This is a genomic window from Sphingomonas aestuarii (assembly GCF_054457155.1).
This window is the reverse complement of record NZ_JBTKVV010000009.1, coordinates 57,519-72,421: the sequence shown is the minus strand read 5'-3', so window position 1 is coordinate 72,421 and position 14,903 is coordinate 57,519. Positions and strand designations below refer to the sequence as shown.

Here is a 14,903-nt window from a genome sequence, read left to right as displayed (position 1 = left end):
GGTGTTTGAGGCGCGCTACCTGCACCTCACTCCCACCAGCGAATCGCGCGGGCTCCCGCTGCGGTTCAGGAATCCGTCCCCATGACCGCGCTCAACCGGCATCGGCCCGCCATCGCCTTCGTGCTCGTGACCGCCGCGCTCGACGTGATGGCGATGGGGCTGGTGATCCCGGTGCTGCCCATCCTGATCGAGGAGTTTGCCGGGTCCGCATCAACCGCGGGGTGGTGGAATGGGGTGATGGTCGCGTTGTGGGCGCTGATGCAGTTCGTGTTCTCGCCGATCATCGGATCGCTGTCGGATCGGTTCGGGCGGCGTCCGGTCATCCTGATTTCGATCTTTGGGCTGGCGGTCGATTGGGTGTTGATGGCGCTGGCCCCCAATCTGTGGTGGCTGGCAGTGGGGCGGATCATCGGCGGGATTACGTCGTCCAGCTTCACCGCGGTCTATGCCTATCTCGCCGACATCATCCCGCCAGAGGGGCGCGCCAGGGCATATGGCCTGGTCGGTGCGGCGTTCAGCGCGGGGTTCATCGCCGGGCCTGCACTGGGCGGGGTGCTGGGTGAATGGGGGCCGCGTACGCCCTTCTGGGTGGCGGCGGGGCTGTCGGGCATCGCGTTCCTCTACGGCCTGTTCGTACTGCCCGAATCGCTGCCGGAGGAACGGCGCATGGCGTTCGCATGGCGCCGTGCCAATCCGCTGGGCGCGTTCCGGCTGCTCAGGCGGCATGCCGAACTGACCGGGCTCGCCTGGGTCTATTTCATGCTCTATTTCGCGCATCACGTCTTTTCCGCGGTGTTCGTGCTCTATGCCGCGCACCGATACGGGTTCGGGCCGCTGGAGACGGGGCTGCTGTTGGCGTTCGCGGGCCTGCTCGAGATGCTGGTGCAGATCTTCCTGGTCGGACGGGTGTCGGCACGGCTGGGCGATCGGCGGACGATGGTGGTGGGGCTGGTGCTCGGCGCGTTCGGCATTCTCGGCATGGGGATCGCACCGACCGGCTGGCTGTTCATTGCCGCGCTGGTGCCCAATGCTTTGTGGTCGCTGGCGCTGCCGACGATCCAGTCGCTGATGACGCGATTGGTGTCCGAACGCGAACAGGGCCAGCTACAGGGCGCGAACAACAGCGTGGCGAGCGTCGCGGGGGTGATCTCGCCATTGTTCTTCGGCGCGGTGTATGGGGTATCGGTGGTGGCGATGCCGGGGCTGGTGTTCGTGATTGCGGCGGTGGTGTTGCTCGGCGGGGCGGCGATCGGGCATTTCGCGGGGCGCGGGGTGCCTCCCGTTTCACCCACCTAGCCCAATCCGTTCGTTTCGAGCGAAGTCGAGAAACGCATCCCACGCGCCAAGTTCGCGTTTCTCGACTTCGCTCGAAACAAACGGGTTTAGGGGGCTATTGAAGCGTACCCGCTTCGTCGTCGCCGTGGCGGCCATAGAATTGCATCAACTGCACGATCAGCTCGGTACGCGTGGCGATGTTCGGCGCTTCCAACAGCGCCTGTTTCGATGCGGCGTCGAAGGGGGCGATCTGGGCGATGCCGTTGACCAGGCTCTGGTCGTCGAGCCGCGATACGGCTTCCCAATCGACCGCATAACCCTGTGCATCGGCAAAGCGGCGCGATTCCATCTCCAGACTGGCGCGTTCGCCAAGCGACAGGTCGGTTTCGCTCTCTGCCGGCAGCAATTCCGCCTCGACCTGGCGGAACGGGGTCGGCACTTCCAATTCGAGCACGACGCGGAACAGGGATACGCCCTGGAGCACCACGTCGTAGCGGCCGTCCTCATGCGCCTCGACGTCGATGATCTGGCCGACGCAGCCAATGTCGAAAAGCGCGGGTTTCTCCCCCCCTTCGCGCGGCTGGATCATGGCGATGCGGCGGTCGCGGGCAAGCGCGTCGGAGATCATCGAGCGATAGCGCGGCTCGAAGATATGCAGCGGCAAATGCATCTGCGGGAACAGCAGTGCGCCGCTCAACGGGAAGATGGACAGCCGCGTGCTCACCCGAACAAGGTCGCGGACAGGCGGCGGCGTTGTGCGGAAACCCAGGGGTCTTCGAGGCCGACAACTTCGAAAATCTGCAGCAGCCGCGCGCGCGCTGCCGCTTCGTTCCAGTCCCGGTCCTCGGCGATCAGCGCGAGCAATGTGTCGGCGGCGGCATCGCGGTTGCCCGCCGCCATCTGGCCGTCGGCGAGCTTCATGCGCGCATCCATATCGGCCGGGTTGGCAGCGACTTCGGCTTCCAATGCGGCAAGGTCGCCGACCGGCTGCGCGGTCGTGGCGAGCGCCAGTGCGGAGCGCGCGCGGTCGATCTCGGGGGCTTTGGTCACATCCTCGGGCAATGCATCCAGCAATTGCTGTGCTTCGTCGGTGCGGTCCAGCGACACCAAAGCGCGCACGGTGCCTGCATGGACGGCCGGATTGTCGGGGGCCATCTCCGCAATCTGGGAGAAGATCGACAGCGCTCGGTCGCCATCCCCCTGTGCCAACGCCTCCTCGCCCATGGCGATCAACGGCTCGATATCCGCTTCGGCCTGCGCGGCGGGCGATTCGAGCGGGATTTGCTTCAGGATCTGGTCGAGCATCGTCTTCAACTGCGATTCGGTCCGCGCTTGCGTCAGGTCGGCGACCGGTTGCCCCTGGAACATCGCATAAACGGTCGGGATCGATCGGATCTGGAATTGGGCCGCGATGAACTTGTTTTCATCGACATTGACCTTGGCCAGCACCACGCCCTTGTCGGCATAATCGGCGGCGACCTTTTCCAGTGTCGGCGTCAGCGCCTTGCACGGCCCGCACCATTCGGCCCAGAAATCGAGGATGACGAGATGGGTCATCGACGGTTCGACGACGTCCTTGCGGAACTGATCGACGGCTTCGCGTTCCTGCGGGGACAATCCTAGCGTGGCCAAGGGGCGCTCCTGATCGGGGAAAGGGGAGTGCCCTATTTGGGCGCTTTGTGCGTGGCATCCAACCCCCGAACGAAAGTTGCGCAAAAGGGGTTGCCGGGTCCGGGTGCGGCTGTTAGAGGGCGCGCCTTACCCGCCCGGTGGAGCCACCGGGATCAGGCGCCAGAGCGGGCGTAGCTCAGGGGTAGAGCACAACCTTGCCAAGGTTGGGGTCGAGGGTTCGAATCCCTTCGCCCGCTCCAGTTTTCTCCCAGAAAACCAATTGTTTGAACGTCGCGAAGCTCGCGAGGGCTTGGTGACAACAGTCAATTCCCCCGGGATTGTCACCACATTGTCACCAGTGCAATTCCAGCTTGGGACAATTCAGGCGTGCTCACGTCCCAGCCAGCCCAATCAATAACATCGATAATCACACGACCGGTGGTCGAGACAGGCCAATCTTGTTGGGGCGCCGGTTACGCGAATTGCCTGCGCCCGGGCATGACCAACCACTCGCATTAGCCGCTTATCCCTGGGCTCGAAGCCTGTCCTCCTTCAATCAACCCGTGAAGGGTCCGCTACGCTAGCGCGTGCGGCCGCAGCCGAGCCGCGGTGATTGCGGCCAGCCCCCGGCCCTTGGGGCGACTGTCGAGCGGGGTGGTCCCGCTCCTCGACAGGAGCCGCATCATGCCACTTGCAACCGCACAATCACTTGGCTTGAACCTTTCCCGGACGCTGATGACGGTTATCGTCCTGATCAAGACCGGTCAGGGGTATTTTGTCATCCCTGCCGACGAATTTGACGGCGACCCCGATCAGGTCGTGCGCGAATATGACCCATTCGCCCGCTGACTTCAGGGACACTCGGACGTTTCGAACCGAGATTCATTGTGCTAATCTTACCGCGCAGATTGCGCTGAGGTGGTGGTGGCGAGCGCGTCCAGACAAGGGACGCCTATGACCATTCTTCTCATCCTCGGGAGCATCGCCGGCCTTTACATGCTCTCGCTCCTGTTCCGGCTCGCCAGCCTGGCGCTGCCAGTCTACGTCGCCATCGGTACGAGTTTTGCCCTGCTTCGCGGCGCCCACGGTTATCCTGCGGCAATTCTGACTGGCTTTTTCGCTGGAATCGCTACCCTGCTTATCGGCCGATTTCTGATCGCCTATATCCAATCACCCTCGGTTCGGCTTGGAATTGCGCTGCTTTTTGCGGTGCCGGCCGCCTTCGCTGGCTATCAAGCTGCCCAAGGCCTGGCTTCACTAGCGACGAGCAGCGATCCCGCATTGGCGATTCTCGGAACGATCGCGGCTGTCGCCACATCCATCTCCGCCTGGCGAAACGTGATGGGTGGCAGCGATCGGTTCGGCATAACCTCTGCTACCGACCGATCAGATGGAGGCTATTCCCGATAGCGCTGCATTCGTCGGGAACGAATAGCAGGACGGCGTGGTCAGGGCGATTGCCTCCTGCATCGTCATCGACTGGCCTGGTTCGAGCTCTATCTTGGTCAGCACTCCCGACGATTGACCTCGCGAACTATGCAGCGGGTGTCGTTTCCAGACGGAAAGCACCAGTACCGCCTCTTTCGATCCGCGCCCATGTCAGCAAGGCGCTTCGCTTGGCAGGCTTGCCGCAACGGTGTGTTTCGGACTTTCTTCCCCCGGCGTTCCGCCGTTCCTCGCGAGACAAGAAAGACCGATCACCCCGTCCTTCGCTGACGCTGCGGGCTGACGCTGCGGCGCCTGCCACTGGCTGACCTTCATCCGCGCATCGAGGCCGCACTGGAGCGGTCCGACCAACGGAAAGGAAATACCCATGTCAAAGATCGGCAATTTCAAGAAGGTCTCGGGAGAATTCCGTGGCCAGATCGCCACTCTCGCGCTGCAGGCCAAGTCGGTCCGTATCGCAGCAGAAGAAGGCGCCAGCTCCAATGCTCCCAGCCACCGCGTATTTGTCGGCGACGTCGAAATCGGCGCGGCATGGGAAAAGCGCACCCAGGATGACCGGCACTACCTCTCGATCAAGCTCGATGATCCGAGCTTTGTAGCCCCCATCTTCGCCCAGCTCTTCGAAGCTGAAGACGGCAGCTACGATCTGGTCTGGAATCGCCCCGCACGACGCAGCGAAAGCTGACCCGGCCAAGTCATCGCCCGGGCGACACCGGGCGATGACGAATCCCTAGTATATTGGGTGGCAGTATATTAGGGTTCCGCCGACCCACGGAGCATGAAGCTTCGGGAGATTTTTGCGACGAATTTAAGGCGAATGCGTCACGCCAGTGGGCTTTCGCAGGAGGAATTGGCGCATCGTGCTGGGCTCAACCGCAACTATGTCGGCCTACTTGAACGCGCAGCAAATTCGCCCACGCTCGACACGGTTGAACGACTGGCAGAGGAACTTGTCGTCGATCCGGCCCGATTCTTCGACAAGACTGGCGAACAGTGACCGCACAATAGCGCCCGTTCGCAGATTCGACGTTCCAACTTTACAATTTTTCAACGACAGAAAGCAGAAGCTTGTTCTTCGCAAGTGGTTGCGCAACCACAATCCGTCTCAGCTTATGCGGGAAAGCGCATAATGCCCTACGGATTTAGGGGGAAATGTGGCCTGCTTCACCACTCGTGTTGCGGCGTTAACGCGACTATTATGGCTCCACACTTAGGAGGGACCCATGTCGGCTCCTGACTTCGAAGATCAACCACCGCAGATGGACCGGCTAAGCGCTTATGACGAGCGCCACCTCGTGACCTATTTGCGTCTGCTGGACGCCGAAAAAGAGGGTGCGCACTGGGAAGAGGCGGTAGCGATCATCTTCGCCATCGATCCCAAAAAGGAGCCCGAGCGGGCCAAGCTGGTTTACGACGGCCACCTTGCTCGTGCCAAATGGATGACACAGAGCGGATACCGTCATTTGCTGGATCCTCGCACAAACTAAACTCCCGACTTTCCACGATTGTGGCGCAATCGATTGTGCATTTCGCGCTGATAGCGTGCCACTGACTCCGGCACTTCTCGGAGCTTGCCGGTAACATGATCGTCCGACTCCAAAAAACCTCACAGGAGAGCTGTGATGGAGGAGAAGCCCGACTGGCGTTCGGAGAGTTACGCCAAAGCCTTTGAAGCACATGACCGTACGGACTTCGCGCAGGAATTCCTGCGCCGCAATCCCGATTATCGGGCCCAATATGCTCGTGCCATCGACGCAGCGCCCATAGCGCGCAAACGTCTGGCCAAGCACTGGGGGTTGGTCTTTCGCGGCCGACCCTGAACATACCGCCACGCAAAGCCCCGCCATCTGGGACCCTTTCGCATCCGCTACAATCATCCGGCTGCAACCGGATCCAGCCACGACCGGCAGCTTCAATATGCTTTCCGCTGGCAAAGGTGCGACGGTCATCGCCAGTCATATTGCTGATCAAGCATCACATCTGGTGCTGACGTCTAGCGGACGACGCTATCGGTTGACCGTCCCAACAGGAGCATCCGACACTGACCCGCTCACCTATATGCTGCCTGCGGACACGTTCTGGGAACTGCGCCGGGCTGCCATGTCAGCTTTCCATGAGCATATTCACTTTGGTCGGCTGCGTCCGCGACCAGTTTCTCTCGACCCTGGGCCATCCGAACGCTGGCGTTTGGTGCAATGGTTGAGGTTGCTCGATGCCTTGCCTGAAGGTGTCAGCGCACGCGAACTCGCAGTTGACCTGATTGCCAACGACGCGCGCCACTACTCCGCAGCTGAATGGGATAGCTCAAGCGAGCGCAAGCGGATTGCACGCTGGCACCGCCACGCGCTGGCAGTCCGCGACGGCGGCTACCGCCGCCTGCTGAACGGCAACTGATCGGGACAATCCAGACCGTCGCGGTATGTCCGTTCACCCAATCCCCTGAAAATCCGATCTCTCGCCTCCTGCTCGCCGGTCAACCCCCGTGTGTCCGGCACTTCACAGGAGGACAGTCATGGATGGAGAATTTGTACCCGTCGTTCCGCGCTACGTTCGAACACCAGACGCTGCCGTTCACCTTGGGCTTTCCGCTCGCACGCTGGAGAAGCATCGGTGCTATGGGACAGGGCCCGCCTTTCATAAGCTGGGGCGCCGGATCGTCTATGCCATCGCAGACCTCGACGCCTGGGCACAGAATGGACGCCGGAATTCGACGTCGGACCCCGGAAAAGGCATCTGTCTCTCCGCTCGACCGGTGCGGCGCTGATGCGGCCCTTTGCGCCCGCCACGCAACTGGAGCTGTTCCGGCCGATCGGCGGCGATATCGCCGCGCGGGACGCACAGGATCTCATGGCGTGGCCCTTTTTCAGCCTCGCCAAATCGCGCCGCTGCACACCAATCGATTTCACGATGGGCGCGACGTGGATTTCGGTCGAAGCCGTGCCGGAGCATGGCATGGCGACCATCTGGGACGCCGACATCCTGATCTGGGCGGCTAGCCAACTCGTCGAGGCCCGCGATGCAGGAAGACCCACGTCACGCCTTGTTGCAGCTCGACCGCACGAAATCCTGAACTTCATCGGGCGCGGGACTGGCAAAGACCATTATGAGCGGCTGCGCGCGGCACTTGACCGACTGCAATCCACCACCGTTGCGACCTCAATCCGGCAACAGCACCAGCGTCGCCGTCACCGTTTCTCCTGGATCAACGAATGGCGGGAAACACTGGACGACCGTGGCCGGGCGACCGGCATCGAGATGATCCTGCCTGACTGGTTCTATGCAGGCGTGCTCGACAGAGGGCTGATCCTGACCATCGACCGGGCCTATTTCAGCCTGACTGGCGGCGTCGAGCGCTGGCTTTACCGGATTGTGCGCAAGCATGGCGGCCATCAGCGCGGTGGCTGGAGCTTCGACGTTCCACACCTACATCTCAAATCCGGCGCGCTCTCGCCGCTCAAGCAATTCGCGTTCGAGCTGCGCACGATCGTCCGGCAGCAGTCGCTTCCGGGCTACCATTTGAGCCTCGAGCATAGCTTCGGCCGCGAGCGGCTGATTTTCAAACCCATTCCCGTCGACTCGTTCGTCGCTGCGGCCCGGCGCGTTGGCTTGCCTGTGGAGAAGTTGCCATGACGCTCGGCCTATCGAAAACCGCCAGACTCGGCCCATCAGAAACCCGATCCTCGGCCTATCGGAAACCCGATAGTGCCGGAAACCCGCAGAAATCCGCGACAAATCGACTGCTCTCTAACGGTGCTAATAGAACAGAATCCTTCGGATTCTTGCTAACGGCCCGGCCGCCTGTGGAAAACGATGGCGCAGCGCCGACGCTTCCAGGCCTCGGAACCACCGCTTTGCGCTCAAGGTGGGGACTGCACTCATGAGCAGTCCCGCATTGCATCGGTCTGCCGCCAGACCGCAACCGCGCAGCGCGTTGATCGAGGTCGAACTGACCTGGATCGAGAAGCGCAACGAGCAATGGATCCGCTTCGGCCGCATGGCGACGGATCGGATCATCAACCGTCGCACACGCATCGTCGGCTTCCGTCCAGGGACAACCTTTGCATTTGTGCGCTGGTTGTCGAGCGACTTCGGAACGGTTCACTCCAGCATCGACATCGTCACCGCCGTCAAACCCGGCGAGCCTTACACGACGCTGCCATTCGTGCGCCCGGGCGGTGAAATCCTGTTGCATATCGAAGGCTGGCTCAAGGTCGCACAAGTGCTCCAGGCCATTGATGCCGTAGAAGCTGCCGGGGTCGATCCGTGCGACGCATCACCCGATCATTGGCGCCATGTCTGCAACCGCTTGAGCGCCGGAATGCCGGCTCGCGCCTATACGGCTGAGCGCCACGCAGCCTGGCTTCGGCGTAAGGCGCTCGAAGCGTGAGCCGCCGTCCGTATCTGCGTGCGACGCTGCTGTCGGCATGCCTGTTCAGCACCGGATTTGCCGCGGTCGCTGTGCTGTCACCGCGACCGCGGTTGATGTGGAACGCGAGCGCCAGCGCGCCCATCGGTCTCTACCGGATCGATAGCGATGCGTCTGTGACGCTCGGCCAGCTCGTCGCTGTCGCGCCTAGCGCCGAGATTGCCCGCTTCCTCGACAACCGCCGCTATCTGCCGTCCGGTGTGCCGCTCATGAAGCATGTCGCGGCTTTGCCGGGTCAGCAGGTCTGCCGCGTCGGTGCAGTCATCACTATCGATGGACGGCCAATGGCTGTGGCCAAATTGCAGGACCGCATGGGCCGCGCGCTGCCTGTCTGGCGCGGCTGCCATCGGGTCTGTGCCGGTGAAATCTTCCTCCTCAATCCTGCCCCCGACAGTCTCGATGGGCGCTATTTCGGGGTGCTCCCAGCAGCAGGCCTGATCGGCACCGCGCGCCCCGTCCTCACACGCAATGCACCCGGAGAGCCGCTGCGCTGGCGCGTGCCGGCCAGACCCATCCCTTTCCCGACGACCAACCAGGAGATCAAGCCATGATGATCGGCGACTTTCAATCCACGCAGGACGGCTTTGCAGGCCGCATCAGGACGCTCATGCTTGATGCCGTTGTGACACTTGTTCCAGCGCCTGCAAACGACAGCGAAAATGCGCCCGACTGGCGCGTTCTGCTTGGCGATGCGGACACCGGTGTCGAAATCGGTGCGGGATGGGATCGCACCGGCGAGCGCGCTGGCGCCTATGTTGCGGTACAGATCGATGACCCGGCTTTTGTTCAGCCCTTGCGCGCCAACCTGCTGCGCTCGATGGGTCGGCATGATGAGTATCACCTGCTCTGGACACGTCCGACACATCGCGATCGGAGATAGCCATGGATCGTCGATCACGCTCCGCGAGCAGGCGGCATCCATTGCGGATCGCCTTTCATCTGCACCGCTATCTCCTCCTTCCCGGTCTCTGCCTCGCACTTGGTGTCAGTTCAGTGACCGCCCAGCAGGCAGCGTCTGCTAGCGGGTCAGACCAGTTCGCGGCCCATCCTTACGCCCCGCATGTCGCGGAAGCCTCGCGGCGTTTCGGTATACCCGAACTCTGGATCTGGGCGGTCATGCGGGCCGAAAGCCGGGGCAACTCCCGTGCCGTCTCGCCAGCAGGCGCGATGGGTCTGATGCAGATCATGCCGGGCACTTGGGCAATGCTCACCGAGCGCCACCGGCTTGGATCTGACCCGTTCGATGTCCGCGCAAATATTCTCGGCGGGACAGCCTATCTACGCGCTATGTGGGACCGATATGGCGACGTCAGCCTGATGCTGGCGGCCTACAATGCCGGGCCGGGTCGAGCTGATGATTATGCAAATGGCCGTCGGCGACTCCCAGCAGAGACCGTCAGCTATGTTGCGCAGATCACCCCAAGCCTTGGTATAGCCAGTACTGTTGCCACTGCGGCGATCCCGGCATCAGCTCCGCAATCTTGGCGTCAGGCGGCGTTGTTTGCGGCGCGGGACTACGGCGGCGCAGAAGTCATCACCGATGCAACTTCGGTGCAGCTGGAACGTGCGATCAGTGCACCAACAGCGGCTTCTTCGCAGCGCGATGAGTCGGCTCCGCACCCCCTGTTTATTCCGCTTTCACCGCGGGTGCCGTGATGGTGTTCTCGGTCGCAGTTCTGACGGTCACGGCGATGTGCGGGCTTGTTCTGGCGGTGAGGCAGGCGTGGGAGAGACATGTCAGTTTTGGAGGGCAAGATAAAAGGGCTGCCAGCAGGCTAGTCCTATGTGGTTGGGATGATTGGCAGATTTCGTATGGCATGAAGGCATGTCTGCCATACGCTGCTTCGAATTCGGCTTTGTTTTCAACGCAAAACAGTATGGCACACCGACCATGAGCGGGGACGACAATGAATTTCGTGTCCGGCCGGGAAGGGGGAGAGACAGCGGTAAGGGCGCAGGCCAAAGAGGCCAGAAGCTTGCTGCACAGGTTCGCCGTGCAGCAGCACGATCAGGCCAAACGCGCCTGCGCAGAGGTGGGACGCGAACAGGCCGAAGCTCTGGCAGAGCCGGCCGAGGTCGGCTTGCGCTTGCCGCTATGCGACACCGCTCGCCTGGTCAGCGACGGGTTACTGTCCTGGCTCGCATCGTCCGGCACAAGGGCGCACACTATCGCGCCGCACCGCTTGCTCGCCATATCTCCTATCTCGAACGCGACGGGGTGACCCGCGACGGACGCGATGCATCCATGTTCGATGCCCGCTCTGACGAGAGTGATCGCGAAGGCTTCGCCGATCGTTGCGAGGATGACCGGCACCACTTCCGCTTCATCGTCAGTCCCGAAGATGCGGGCGACATGCCGGACCTGCGGGCATTCACCCGCGAGTTGATGACCGACATGGCCAAGGATCTCGGCACCAGGCTGGACTGGGTGGCGGTCGACCACTGGAACACCGACAATCCGCACATTCATATCCTTGTCCGCGGCGTTGCTGATGACGGCACAGACCTGATCATCGACCGCGGCTACATAAGCGATGGACTGCGCCGCCGAGCCGAGGAGCGCGTCACGCTCGAACTCGGACGGCGCAGTGAACTGGATATCCGTACGGCACTTGAACGCGAAGTCGATGCCGAACGGTGGACTGGTCTTGACCGCCAGCTCTCAAAGCTCGGCGAGGACATGTCGGGCCGGGTCGACCTTCGCCCAGGCGGCGATGGCGAACCCGGCATGCGCCGTCTGCTCATCGGCCGTGCCGCCAAGCTGGAACAACTAGGGCTTGCGTCCCGCGAAGGTCCTGCAGTTTGGACCATTGATCCCGGTGCCGAGCGCGCCTTGCGCGATCTTTCGGTCCGCAACGACATCATCAAGACCATGCACCGCGCCATGACCCGGGACGGCGGACGCTTCGATCCAGCTGCACTGGCTCTGCACTCAAAGACGCCCAGTGACCCCATCGTCGGGCGGCTCGTTGAGCGCGGCCTCCAGGATGAACTGGCAGGCAGCGCCTATGCCATCGTCGACGGCACCGATGGCCGTTCGCATCACTTGCGCTTCGACGACATGGACATGACCGGCGATGCGAGGCCGGGAGCAATCGTCGAGCTCAGATCATGGGAGGACGCCAAAGGCCAGACACGGCTCTCGCTGGCAACACGTTCGGACGTGCCCCTTGCGGACCAGATCACTTCGCCAGGCGCAACATGGCTCGATCGCCAGATCGTCGCGCGCGAACCGGTAACCACAGGCAATGGCTTCGGACTCGAAGTGCGCAACGCGATGGAGGCCCGCGCGCACCATCTCGAAGCGCAGGGTCTTGCCCGGCGGCAGGGACAGAGGTTGATCCTCGCACAGGACCTTATCGGCACGCTCCGGAACGAAGAGCTTGCGTCGACCGCGCAAGCGATCGCTGCGCGGACCGGGCTTGAGCACAAATCGTCGTCTTCGGGCGAATACGTCAGCGGGATCTATCGCGAGCGCCTGACACTATCGTCCGGGCGCTTCGCGATGATCGACGACGGTATGAGCTTCCAGCTCGTGCCGTGGCGCCCAGCGCTCGACACGCACCTTGGGCAACACATCACAGGCACGATGTCGCCCGGCGGGACAGTCGATTGGAGCTTGGGTCGCGGGCGGGGGATCGGCCTGTGATGCACCAATTCCGAGAGGACAAAATCCCATGAATGACAAGATTCTCTGGGGCCAGATATTGGCCGTGTTCGCGATTATCCTCTTCACCATCTGGAGCGCGACCCAGTGGACCGCTGCCGCGCTCGGCTATCAGCCGGAACTGGGACAGCCGTGGTTTTGGATCGGCGCTTCCCCCGTCTATCCGCCACCGGCCTTCTTCTGGTGGTGGTTCGCATTCGATGCCTATGCGCCGTCAGTATTCGAGCGCGGTGCCCTCATTGCAGTATCAGGCGGATTTCTGTCCTTCATGGTCGCTATCGCCATGTCTGTCTGGCGTGCCCGCGAACGCCGGAAGGCCGAAACCTATGGCTCGGCGCGGTGGGCCAATGAGCGCGAAATCCGCAAGGCGGGCATGCTCGGAGATGCTGGTGTGGTACTCGGACGCTTCGCGGACACCTATCTCCGGCATGACGGGCCTGAGCATGTCCTCTGCTTCGCACCGACACGGTCAGGCAAAGGTGTGGGCCTGGTCGTTCCAACGCTGCTGACCTGGCCCGGATCGGCGATCATTCACGACATCAAGGGCGAGAACTGGCAGCTCACGGCAGGCTTTCGCGCTCGCCATGGCCGCGTTCTACTGTTCGATCCGACCAATCCCGCTTCCGCCGCTTACAATCCTCTGCTCGAGGTCCGGCGCGGCGAATGGGAAGTGCGCGATGTGCAGAATGTCGCCGACGTGCTGGTCGATCCTGAAGGCAGCCTTGAAAAGCGCAACCACTGGGAAAAGACCAGCCATGCTTTGCTTGTCGGCGCGATCCTTCACGTGCTCTATGCCGAAAAGGACAAATCGCTCGCCGGGGTCGCCGCGTTCCTGTCTGATCCGCGCTGCGGGATCGAAACGACGCTGCACCGGATGAAAGCCACCCGGCATCTTGGTGAAAAGGGTGTCCACCCCGTCGTGGCGGCAGCGGCGCAGGAACTGCTCAACAAATCGGACAATGAGCGGTCCGGCGTGCTGTCGACCGCGATGTCGTTCCTTGGGCTCTACCGCGATCCGGTGGTGGCGAAGGTCACCAGCGCGTCGCATTGGCGCATCGCAGACCTTATGGCCGGTCAGCATCCGACCTCGCTGTATCTCGTCATTCCGCCCGGTGACATCAGCCGGACCAAGCCGCTCATCCGGCTGCTCCTCAACCAGATCGGCCGACGCCTGACCGAAGACCTCAATCCCGGCAATCGTCCGCAGCGTCTGCTTCTCATGCTCGACGAGTTTCCGGCGCTCGGACGGCTAGATTTCTTCGAGAGCGCACTTGCCTTCATGGCGGGCTACGGGATCAAGGCTTTCCTGATCGCGCAGTCATTGAACCAGATCGAGAAGGCTTACGGCCAGAACAATGCCATCCTCGACAACTGTCACGTCAGGGTCAGTTTTGCGACCAATGACGAGCGGACTGCGAAGCGAATCTCGGAAGCCTTGGGAACCGCGACGGAAATGCGGGCCATGAAGAATTATGCAGGGCACCGACTTTCACCATGGCTGGGGCATCTCATGGTCTCGCGCTCCGAGACAGCACGGGCCTTGCTGACGCCCGGCGAAGTGATGCAACTGCCCCCAGATGACGAGGTCGTGATGGCTGCTGGGATCCCGCCGATCCGTGCGCACAAGGCCCGCTATTTCCGAGACCCGCGATTCACCATCCGTGTGCTCGAGCCACCCAAGCCGGTACACGCCAATTTCTCGAAAGCTGCTGCAGATGATTGGTCTGGCCGTGAGCCCATCCAAGCCGAACAGCTTCTCCAGGCTCCCGAGGCCAATGGACGGCCCGCAGCGATAGGAGCTTTGAAAACCACCAGGCCCAATGCGTCCGTCAAGAGGCGCAACATGAAGTCGAAGGCCGATAGTCAGACCGAGACCAGCGGTATCCGCCATGAGCCCGGCCTGCCTGAGCATGAGAATATCGCGCCGGAGCCGGACCGTCCCTTCAACCCGTTCGATCCCGACGCCGACACATCCCCGGACGAGACAATACAGAACCGGCAGGCCATTGACCGGGCCATGCGGCGCAATGCGCGTAATGCCTCGCTCGATCCAGACGATGGAATCGAGCTGTGAAGAAGCCTGATCGCCAAAAGATGACGTTCCGCATCGATGCCCACTTGGCGCGACAGCTTTCGGAGCGTGCGCGGTCCAGGCGGGTGTCGCAAACGGAAGTCCTCGAGGCCGCGCTCGCTTCGATGCTCACGCCTGACCAGGAGGAACGGGTCGAGGCTGTGCTGACCAAACGACTCGACCGCATTTCGCGGCATCTTGAGCGCCTTGAATGGCATGTGGAGTTGTCGAATGAAGCGTTTGCGATCTTCGTGCGGTTCTGGCTGACCAGCAATGCTCCGTTGCCCGACGAGGCAATGCGGGCGGCACAGGCAACCGGGAAAAAGCGGTATCAGGCCTTTGTAGAGTCCTTAGCGCGGCGTATGGAGGCTGGGCCGAAGCTGCGGGATGAAGTTGAAATGTGAACA

At 62.2% G+C, this 14,903-nt stretch carries 19 protein-coding genes and 1 tRNA gene; 18 read left to right on the top strand and 2 right to left on the bottom strand.

The annotated features are described in order from the left end of the window. The first annotated feature begins 81 nt into the window (after nt 1-81). Nucleotides 82-1,296: a TCR/Tet family MFS transporter gene (locus ACX0GZ_RS13815; RefSeq protein WP_458817299.1), complete on the top strand. Its 1,215-nt coding sequence runs from the start codon at nt 82-84 to the stop codon at nt 1,294-1,296. 94 nt (nt 1,297-1,390) lie between these two features. Here the strand turns inward: ACX0GZ_RS13815 and ACX0GZ_RS13810 are convergent, their stop codons facing one another. Beyond that, complete coding sequence (locus tag ACX0GZ_RS13810) at nt 1,391-1,999, bottom strand: LON peptidase substrate-binding domain-containing protein (protein WP_458817297.1); 609 nt, start codon at nt 1,997-1,999, stop codon at nt 1,391-1,393. Then, entirely contained in the window at nt 1,996-2,907 is a 912-nt protein-coding gene (locus ACX0GZ_RS13805; protein WP_458817295.1) for a tetratricopeptide repeat protein, read from the bottom strand. Before ACX0GZ_RS13805 ends, ACX0GZ_RS13810 begins: the two co-directional genes overlap by 4 nt. A gap of 164 nt (nt 2,908-3,071) precedes the next feature. Between ACX0GZ_RS13805 and ACX0GZ_RS13800 the strand changes: the two genes are divergently transcribed. The 17 genes from ACX0GZ_RS13800 (at nt 3,072) to ACX0GZ_RS13720 (ending at nt 14,900) form a co-directional block, all read left to right on the top strand. Continuing rightward, nucleotides 3,072-3,146, top strand: a tRNA-Gly gene (locus tag ACX0GZ_RS13800). A 424-nt stretch (nt 3,147-3,570) separates the two neighbouring features. Further along, nucleotides 3,571-3,735, top strand: a complete 165-nt coding sequence (locus tag ACX0GZ_RS13795; RefSeq protein ID WP_165362082.1) for a hypothetical protein — start codon at nt 3,571-3,573, stop codon at nt 3,733-3,735. A 105-nt stretch (nt 3,736-3,840) separates the two neighbouring features. Further along, nucleotides 3,841-4,296 (top strand): hypothetical protein, encoded by a 456-nt coding sequence (locus ACX0GZ_RS13790; protein ID WP_458817292.1) that lies wholly within the window; start codon nt 3,841-3,843, stop codon nt 4,294-4,296. A 403-nt stretch (nt 4,297-4,699) separates the two neighbouring features. Beyond that, complete coding sequence (locus tag ACX0GZ_RS13785) at nt 4,700-5,017, top strand: DUF736 domain-containing protein (RefSeq protein WP_086739968.1); 318 nt, start codon at nt 4,700-4,702, stop codon at nt 5,015-5,017. Nucleotides 5,018-5,110: 93 nt separating this feature from the next. After that, nucleotides 5,111-5,329, top strand: coding sequence for a helix-turn-helix domain-containing protein (locus ACX0GZ_RS13780; RefSeq protein ID WP_026002496.1), 219 nt, complete (start codon nt 5,111-5,113; stop codon nt 5,327-5,329). 226 nt (nt 5,330-5,555) lie between these two features. Beyond that, nucleotides 5,556-5,819, top strand: a complete 264-nt coding sequence (locus tag ACX0GZ_RS13775) for a DNA -binding domain-containing protein (RefSeq protein ID WP_066114778.1) — start codon at nt 5,556-5,558, stop codon at nt 5,817-5,819. A 135-nt stretch (nt 5,820-5,954) separates the two neighbouring features. Beyond that, entirely contained in the window at nt 5,955-6,152 is a 198-nt protein-coding gene (locus ACX0GZ_RS13770; RefSeq protein WP_458817289.1) for a transcriptional regulator domain-containing protein, read from the top strand. Between the two features lie 97 nt (nt 6,153-6,249). After that, a complete protein-coding gene (locus ACX0GZ_RS13765) occupies nt 6,250-6,726 on the top strand; it encodes a DUF2285 domain-containing protein (protein WP_073976631.1) in 477 nt (158 codons plus the stop codon). A 118-nt stretch (nt 6,727-6,844) separates the two neighbouring features. Then, nucleotides 6,845-7,096 carry a helix-turn-helix transcriptional regulator gene (locus ACX0GZ_RS13760; RefSeq protein ID WP_081097054.1) on the top strand — a complete coding sequence of 84 codons (252 nt, stop codon included), beginning with the start codon at nt 6,845-6,847 and terminating at the stop codon, nt 7,094-7,096. Further along, nucleotides 7,096-7,962: a replication initiator protein A gene (locus ACX0GZ_RS13755; RefSeq protein WP_458817286.1), complete on the top strand. Its 867-nt coding sequence runs from the start codon at nt 7,096-7,098 to the stop codon at nt 7,960-7,962. The genes ACX0GZ_RS13760 and ACX0GZ_RS13755 overlap by 1 nt, the downstream gene beginning before the upstream one ends. Nucleotides 7,963-8,209: 247 nt before the next feature. Then, nucleotides 8,210-8,719: a DUF2840 domain-containing protein gene (locus tag ACX0GZ_RS13750; RefSeq protein ID WP_458817284.1), complete on the top strand. Its 510-nt coding sequence runs from the start codon at nt 8,210-8,212 to the stop codon at nt 8,717-8,719. Beyond that, nucleotides 8,716-9,309, top strand: a complete 594-nt coding sequence (locus ACX0GZ_RS13745; protein ID WP_458817282.1) for a S26 family signal peptidase — start codon at nt 8,716-8,718, stop codon at nt 9,307-9,309. The genes ACX0GZ_RS13750 and ACX0GZ_RS13745 overlap by 4 nt, the downstream gene beginning before the upstream one ends. After that, nucleotides 9,306-9,638, top strand: a complete 333-nt coding sequence (locus ACX0GZ_RS13740; RefSeq protein WP_458817280.1) for a DUF736 domain-containing protein — start codon at nt 9,306-9,308, stop codon at nt 9,636-9,638. Before ACX0GZ_RS13745 ends, ACX0GZ_RS13740 begins: the two co-directional genes overlap by 4 nt. A gap of 2 nt (nt 9,639-9,640) precedes the next feature. After that, a complete protein-coding gene (locus ACX0GZ_RS13735; RefSeq protein WP_458817278.1) occupies nt 9,641-10,414 on the top strand; it encodes a lytic transglycosylase domain-containing protein in 774 nt (257 codons plus the stop codon). Nucleotides 10,415-10,649: 235 nt separating this feature from the next. Then, nucleotides 10,650-12,407 (top strand): relaxase/mobilization nuclease domain-containing protein, encoded by a 1,758-nt coding sequence (locus ACX0GZ_RS13730; protein WP_458817307.1) that lies wholly within the window; start codon nt 10,650-10,652, stop codon nt 12,405-12,407. Between the two features lie 28 nt (nt 12,408-12,435). Beyond that, nucleotides 12,436-14,499: a conjugal transfer protein TraG gene (locus ACX0GZ_RS13725; protein ID WP_458817276.1), complete on the top strand. Its 2,064-nt coding sequence runs from the start codon at nt 12,436-12,438 to the stop codon at nt 14,497-14,499. Nucleotides 14,500-14,519: 20 nt separating this feature from the next. After that, nucleotides 14,520-14,900: a CopG family transcriptional regulator gene (locus ACX0GZ_RS13720; RefSeq protein WP_458817305.1), complete on the top strand. Its 381-nt coding sequence runs from the start codon at nt 14,520-14,522 to the stop codon at nt 14,898-14,900. The last annotated feature ends 3 nt before the right edge of the window (nt 14,901-14,903 follow it).

What these genes read in the sequence shown, in the direction of transcription:
- ACX0GZ_RS13815 (WP_458817299.1), top strand. Translation starts at nt 82, where the DNA reads ATGACCGCGCTCAACCGGCATCGGCCCGCCATCGCCTTCGTGCTCGTG.
- ACX0GZ_RS13795 (WP_165362082.1), top strand. Translation starts at nt 3,571, where the DNA reads ATGCCACTTGCAACCGCACAATCACTTGGCTTGAACCTTTCCCGGACG.
- ACX0GZ_RS13790 (WP_458817292.1), top strand. Translation starts at nt 3,841, where the DNA reads ATGACCATTCTTCTCATCCTCGGGAGCATCGCCGGCCTTTACATGCTC.
- ACX0GZ_RS13785 (WP_086739968.1), top strand. Translation starts at nt 4,700, where the DNA reads ATGTCAAAGATCGGCAATTTCAAGAAGGTCTCGGGAGAATTCCGTGGC.
- ACX0GZ_RS13780 (WP_026002496.1), top strand. Translation starts at nt 5,111, where the DNA reads ATGAAGCTTCGGGAGATTTTTGCGACGAATTTAAGGCGAATGCGTCAC.
- ACX0GZ_RS13775 (WP_066114778.1), top strand. Translation starts at nt 5,556, where the DNA reads ATGTCGGCTCCTGACTTCGAAGATCAACCACCGCAGATGGACCGGCTA.
- ACX0GZ_RS13770 (WP_458817289.1), top strand. Translation starts at nt 5,955, where the DNA reads ATGGAGGAGAAGCCCGACTGGCGTTCGGAGAGTTACGCCAAAGCCTTT.
- ACX0GZ_RS13765 (WP_073976631.1), top strand. Translation starts at nt 6,250, where the DNA reads ATGCTTTCCGCTGGCAAAGGTGCGACGGTCATCGCCAGTCATATTGCT.
- ACX0GZ_RS13760 (WP_081097054.1), top strand. Translation starts at nt 6,845, where the DNA reads ATGGATGGAGAATTTGTACCCGTCGTTCCGCGCTACGTTCGAACACCA.
- ACX0GZ_RS13755 (WP_458817286.1), top strand. Translation starts at nt 7,096, where the DNA reads ATGCGGCCCTTTGCGCCCGCCACGCAACTGGAGCTGTTCCGGCCGATC.
- ACX0GZ_RS13750 (WP_458817284.1), top strand. Translation starts at nt 8,210, where the DNA reads ATGAGCAGTCCCGCATTGCATCGGTCTGCCGCCAGACCGCAACCGCGC.
- ACX0GZ_RS13740 (WP_458817280.1), top strand. Translation starts at nt 9,306, where the DNA reads ATGATGATCGGCGACTTTCAATCCACGCAGGACGGCTTTGCAGGCCGC.
- ACX0GZ_RS13735 (WP_458817278.1), top strand. Translation starts at nt 9,641, where the DNA reads ATGGATCGTCGATCACGCTCCGCGAGCAGGCGGCATCCATTGCGGATC.
- ACX0GZ_RS13730 (WP_458817307.1), top strand. Translation starts at nt 10,650, where the DNA reads ATGAGCGGGGACGACAATGAATTTCGTGTCCGGCCGGGAAGGGGGAGA.
- ACX0GZ_RS13725 (WP_458817276.1), top strand. Translation starts at nt 12,436, where the DNA reads ATGAATGACAAGATTCTCTGGGGCCAGATATTGGCCGTGTTCGCGATT.
- ACX0GZ_RS13720 (WP_458817305.1), top strand. Translation starts at nt 14,520, where the DNA reads ATGACGTTCCGCATCGATGCCCACTTGGCGCGACAGCTTTCGGAGCGT.